This window comes from Aquabacterium sp., assembly GCF_021768455.1.
GTDB lineage: Bacteria > Pseudomonadota > Gammaproteobacteria > Burkholderiales > Burkholderiaceae_C > Aquabacterium.
In genome coordinates this window covers 1-5,127 of sequence record NZ_JAIZVX010000209.1, presented here as the reverse complement: position 1 = coordinate 5,127, position 5,127 = coordinate 1, and the positions used below count along the sequence as shown (strand labels likewise).

General features: G+C 61.6%; 4 protein-coding genes. 3 read left to right on the top strand and 1 reads right to left on the bottom strand.

Annotation, left to right across the window (positions count from 1 at the left end):
• Window positions 1–280: 280 nt before the first annotated feature.
• From QZ994_RS18555 to QZ994_RS18545, 3 genes are read left to right on the top strand one after another with little or no spacing between them, the layout of a single operon-like run.
• Window positions 281–514, top strand: a complete 234-nt coding sequence (locus QZ994_RS18555) for a hypothetical protein (protein ID WP_290877159.1) — start codon at window positions 281–283, stop codon at window positions 512–514.
• 15 nt (window positions 515–529) lie between these two features.
• Complete coding sequence (locus tag QZ994_RS18550) at window positions 530–1,249, top strand: hypothetical protein (protein WP_290877156.1); 720 nt, start codon at window positions 530–532, stop codon at window positions 1,247–1,249.
• Window positions 1,250–1,279: 30 nt separating this feature from the next.
• Window positions 1,280–1,732, top strand: coding sequence for a hypothetical protein (locus QZ994_RS18545; RefSeq protein WP_290877153.1), 453 nt, complete (start codon window positions 1,280–1,282; stop codon window positions 1,730–1,732).
• Here QZ994_RS18545 and QZ994_RS18540 read toward each other — a convergent pair.
• Window positions 1,685–5,098, bottom strand: a complete 3,414-nt coding sequence (locus QZ994_RS18540; RefSeq protein WP_290877150.1) for an ATP-binding protein — start codon at window positions 5,096–5,098, stop codon at window positions 1,685–1,687. The two genes, QZ994_RS18545 and QZ994_RS18540, sit on opposite strands and share 48 nt — an antisense overlap.
• Window positions 5,099–5,127: the final 29 nt, after the last annotated feature.

Here is a 5,127-nt window from a genome sequence, read left to right as displayed (position 1 = left end):
AGCAGCGCCTGGGCACCCGTGACGTCACGGAAGCAGACGGCGCGTTCGCCATTGAGGCTCTGGGGTTCGTGCTTCGTGATCTGGGTTGGGCACGTTGAGCCATTGGCAAGGTTGCCCAAAAATAGAGCAGCCCGAGTTTTCGGCTATGGGCAGGCAGGCATTGCCCTTCAATGCGGCAAGTTATCCCCAGTTTCTGTGGATAAAGTTGCCCGCCAGGGTGGATGACACCTCTCCTACACCGCGGGCACAATCAACACAAACATGTGTGTAGGAGCCAAACATGAGCGGTATCGAAATCTACGTTCGTCATCGATCCGATGGCGCGATGCTCAACTTCCACCTGTCTTCCCGTGATCGCCAGGCGCTGATCCATGCCCTGACAACGGGCGGTATGGAAGATGCCTCCATCCCCATCCATCTTGAGCTGTCCTTGTTGCCGCAGTGGCTGACAGATCCAGAAAGCATGCACGCTCGGATCCCGATCAGCGCCATCAACATCAGTGTCAGCGATTGAATCGGACGGTGGGCTATGCATCTAACGCCTGAGGAAGAGCGGTACAAGCAGAAGGTCTGGACTGAGATCAATGGGCTTGTCGGCGCGTATCTGACCCTGACCGAGCCAGATTACAAACGGCTGATGGACAAAGTGGAGGCGGAGACGCTGGCTCAGATCGTCCAGGCGCGTCAGGCAGGACTGTCCCCTTTCCAGATGGAGGAGGACCGGGTTGATGCTGCCAACCGCATGATCGCGCAGGAGCGGGATATCGAGCTCAATGGATATCACATGAGTGCGACCGATTTCAACCGCTTTTTGCCAACACTCAGTGCTGTGAGCTTCATGCCGGATTTTGCAGGTCTTACCTTGAGCGGTATGCCTACCATGGACGCACTGTTCACGGCGTCATCGCCTGACTATCGGGTCGCCAACGAAGGATTGGACGCGCTCATTGGTGTTTGCGACAACATGGCTGTCGGCGGCTTTGTTCGCGCCCTCAGGCGCAACTATGAGGTGTTGCGGCGATCCAGGATCTTGAAGAACCATGACGTGCATGCTGTCGGCTCACGCCATGCTTGCCCAACATGCTCGAAGCTGGATGGCAGTTACATACCCGTTGAAGGCATGCTGCGTCTCTACGAACTCAACATGGTGCCGTTTCCGCATGAGCTGCAGTGGGAGGATGAGGCCGCATGGTGTCCGGGACCGACATTGCTGTTCGCTGCGAATGATGTGTTTGGATTGCGCAGCTGACGCAACAAGTGTCATCACGAAAGGTGCAGAGTGGGCAGAAAGAAAACACTGACTTGTAGACGATGGGACTGCGAAGAGGCTCCGTTCCTAGGTGGTTTGTGCGAAGCGCATCATGAGGAAGACAGGCTGAAGCAACTCGCCCGTCGAGCCGCCATTGATGCCCTCAGCACATCTTGCATAGCCGGAAAACTTCCCGAAAAGCCTGGTCTGAAGGACGAGCTGCTCAGGGTGATTCGTTGGTGGGACAAGGCCTGCTTGGCGGTGAACGCCGGGCGCCAAGACAACGTTCTTCTAGATGAAACCCAGTACGCGCCTGAGTGGTGCATCGCCTTTGCCGATGCGATCATTCAGGAGGAAATGAATTTTCGCCAAGGGCTGGACGACGATGCGACTGTGGCCTTCCTCAAGAAAGACACATGGACACGCTTTGAACATCTAGAGGCGGGCTTCATGAGCAATGGTGTCAAACGACCGGGGTGTTGATGGGGTTGGTCGGGCAGGCAGGTCTTCGGCCAATTGATCAAAATGGTTGAGTCCACCCCACTGCGAGGCATCCCCGATCACATACAGCCGATGCTTGGCGCGCGTGATGGCCACATTCAGCAGGTTGGGCTTGCCCGAAGCCCAGGCACGCGCGCCTGACCCGGCTTGCCCAGGGGCCGTGCCCAGCACCAGGAACACGATTTCTGCTTCCTTGCCCTGGAAGGTGTGCACGGTTCCGCACTCGATCTGGCCCAACCCTGCATCCTTGATCCGCTTGATGCAGGCGTTCTTGATTTTGCGAAACGGCGAGATCACGAACACCTTGGCGGCCTTGTCCTTGCCCCCGGCCTTTCTGGCAGGTGTGAATGCTGGTTGCTGTTGAAGCTGGCGCAGGCAGTTCACCAGGACATGGAGTTCGTCTTCGATGACCGGATGGGTGGCGCGGGTGGCGCGCACGTCCAGCCAGGCGCTGTCACCGAGCACGCAGGTGAACTTCGTTTTTTCAGGCTGGCCCAGATCGTCCACACGGCCATGCACCATCTGTTCGGCGTAGGCAATGCGGTTGGCCACGTTGAACATGGGATCGTCGCAGCGGCGGTGCGTGCGCAAGGGCATGCCCGTCCAGATGGGCTGAGCCTTCTCCGCATCGACGGCGCCGCTGGTGACTTGGGATGCGACCCAGGAGCCATGACGGGTGACACGGTCGGCCAGGGTCTGAACCGATTCGTCATTGGGTGACCACATGGGGTCCACGGCGTGGCGGCGGCGGAACTCTTCGACCAGCATCAAGGGCACGGTGAACACGGGTTCGATCTGCAAGGGGTCGCCCACAAGCACCGCCCGCTGACTGCGCCAGATGGCACCGGCTGCTGATTGCGGGGTGGCTTGCCCCGCCTCATCGACCAGCAACCAACCCAGGCTGTCCTGGCCCATGCCAGCGAACAGGCGATCGAAGGACGCGAGGGTGGTCGAAACCACTGGCACGATGAAGAAGAAGGCGTCCCACAACAGGGGACGCTGCTCCAGGGGCAGCTTGTCTTTCAGCGAACCGGTGAGCATGCCGTTGACGGCGCGCAGGTTGCCGATGAACTTGCCTGCGTTGGCCAGCACCGTCAGTCGGTGCAGTTCCATGGCTTGCAGGAAGATGCGGGCCCGCAGTGCATCCAGCGCCGGGCTGACCGCCACCGACGCGCGATGGCGCTGGTCGGCGGGCAGTTGCCAGAAACTGGCATCGGGGAAGTGCCGTGCCCCGGCGTCGTGTCCGGCTTTCAGCGCACGTTGGTGGCCTTGCAATTCGCGCTCGGAACCCTGCAGTGTCAGGACCTGGGCACGATGCACCTCGCGCTGTTGCTCCAGCCGTGCTTCGGCCATGGCGCCATCCTGCGCCAGTTGGGCCAGCGCTTCGGCGGCTTGCGCCAAGGCCCGCGTGGGCTCGACCAGCGTGGCGCGCAGCGCCTTCATGCGTTCGGTGTCCTGCCCAAACCAAGCGCACAGTTTGTCCCATAGGTTGGGCAGGCATTGCGAACGCGCCTGGTCGAGCGTGGCCCGGCGGGAATCGACCAGGGCATGCTGGATGGCCTTGTTGTCCTGAAGCTGCGCGAGGTGGCGGCTGGCTTGGTCGATCACTTGGGCCTGGGCCTGCGCGGCATCACGCTGGGCATTGACCCGCTGCTGGCAGGCATCGATCCGCTGAGCTGACTTTTCCGCCTGAAGCAAGACGCCACGGCAGGCATCGAAATCGGCCAGAAGCGCCAGGAAGGACTTCTTGGCCGCATGCCATTCGCCTTGGTAGCGGCTGTAGTCGTTGCTGGCCGCTTCCAGCAGTTGTTTGATCGAGGGTGGCAACGGATCGACGGGTGTAGGCGTGGTGGCTTGAGCGGTCGCACCTGGGGCTTCGCCTTCTTGAGCGTTGCCGGGCGATGGCGTTTCGGTGTTGGGTGCCTGACGTGGTTCATCCCGAAAAAATCCCCGGGCGAAAGAGCGGCGGTTGCCTGCATTGCCCAACGCGGCGGCGGCCAGGCCCCAGCAGTCGATGGGCTGCTTGTCGTCGTCCACCACCTTCTGGGCCGCGAACACCTCTCGGATCACCTCGTCAAAGTAGGTGGCCGAGGCAAAGTCGCTGTGCACCTTCGCGCGCGCAGGCAGCTCCTGCGTGATGTTCTTGACCGCGTTGTTGTTGGTGCTGGTCACAACGATGGACGAGCCGCCCACCACCTTGGCCTTGAGCGGGAAGAAGTTTTTGCCCGCCACGCTCACGCTGTCTTCGAACAGCTCGATGGGGCGGCTGAGCGCGGCGATCTTGCGCGCACGCTCGGTGACCACCTCGGCGATCACATCGCACAGCAAGGTGGTCTTGCCCGTGCCCGGTGGGCCATTGATGCCCAGCGTGCCGCCATCGCGCCCCAAGGTGCTGAGCACCTGGGCCACCGCAGCTTGCTGAGCCAGCACCAGTGGGGCCTCTGGTGAAGCTGGCCAACGTGCGCTGGGCAGGCGGGCCACGCTCACCAGTTCACCCATGGCCGCGTGGTCGTTCAGGATGTCGATGCGCTGCTCGGGGGCAATGGGCGCGCCCAGAAAGGTGCTCAGGGCTTTGCCAAAGGGCTTGTTCTTGCCCGCCTGTGTGATCAGGCGGTTGAGGTCATCCAGGTAGAAGGAGTTCAGGTAGTCGATGGCGGCGTTGAGGCTGTCATCGAGGAAGCGGCGCTTGACCCGTGACACCCGAACCACCACACGCCAGTCCAGGCCTGCCGCATCGGCCCCTGGGCCCAGCAGCTTGCACACGGTGCGCAACTCTTCGTCCAGATCGCTCCAGGTCAAGGGGCTTGGCGCTGTTGGGGTGTCGGGCTGGCCAGTGGGCGGTGTTTGCTGCGCGTCGGTGGCGATAGGCCGCAGGTGGTGGCGTCGTTGACCGAATTCATCCGTGGCACGTGCCAGTCGGGTGTTGACGTTCTCCAGCGGCTCGGAATGCCACAGCGCATCGACCCCGTGTGCAAAGCTGGCAGGCAGGTAGCTGTCGAGCTTGGGGTGGCCATCTTCGTTGGCGACGAAGGCAGCAAGCCAGCCGTTTCCGGTTGCGCGCTGGCGTTCGCGCTCACTGAGGTCTTCCTCTGGGAACACCGATTGAAGCATCAACCGGGAGAGGTCCTCCGTGTCGGCCACGCCCACATAGACGACATGGACGTAGCCATGCTCCGGTGTTGGCTGGAAGTGAGGGTGTTGCCAAGGCAGGACATCGCCGCGTCTGAGCGTGACGATCTTGACCTGGTCGCTGCTGTCCTTGGCCGATGGTGCGGTCGGGATGTTGAAGACTTCCAGGTCACGCCAGAAGCGCAGGACAGAAAGCGGAGCGGTAGCCGATGCGTTCAACGAAGGACCTCGTCGGTGAATATCGGCGC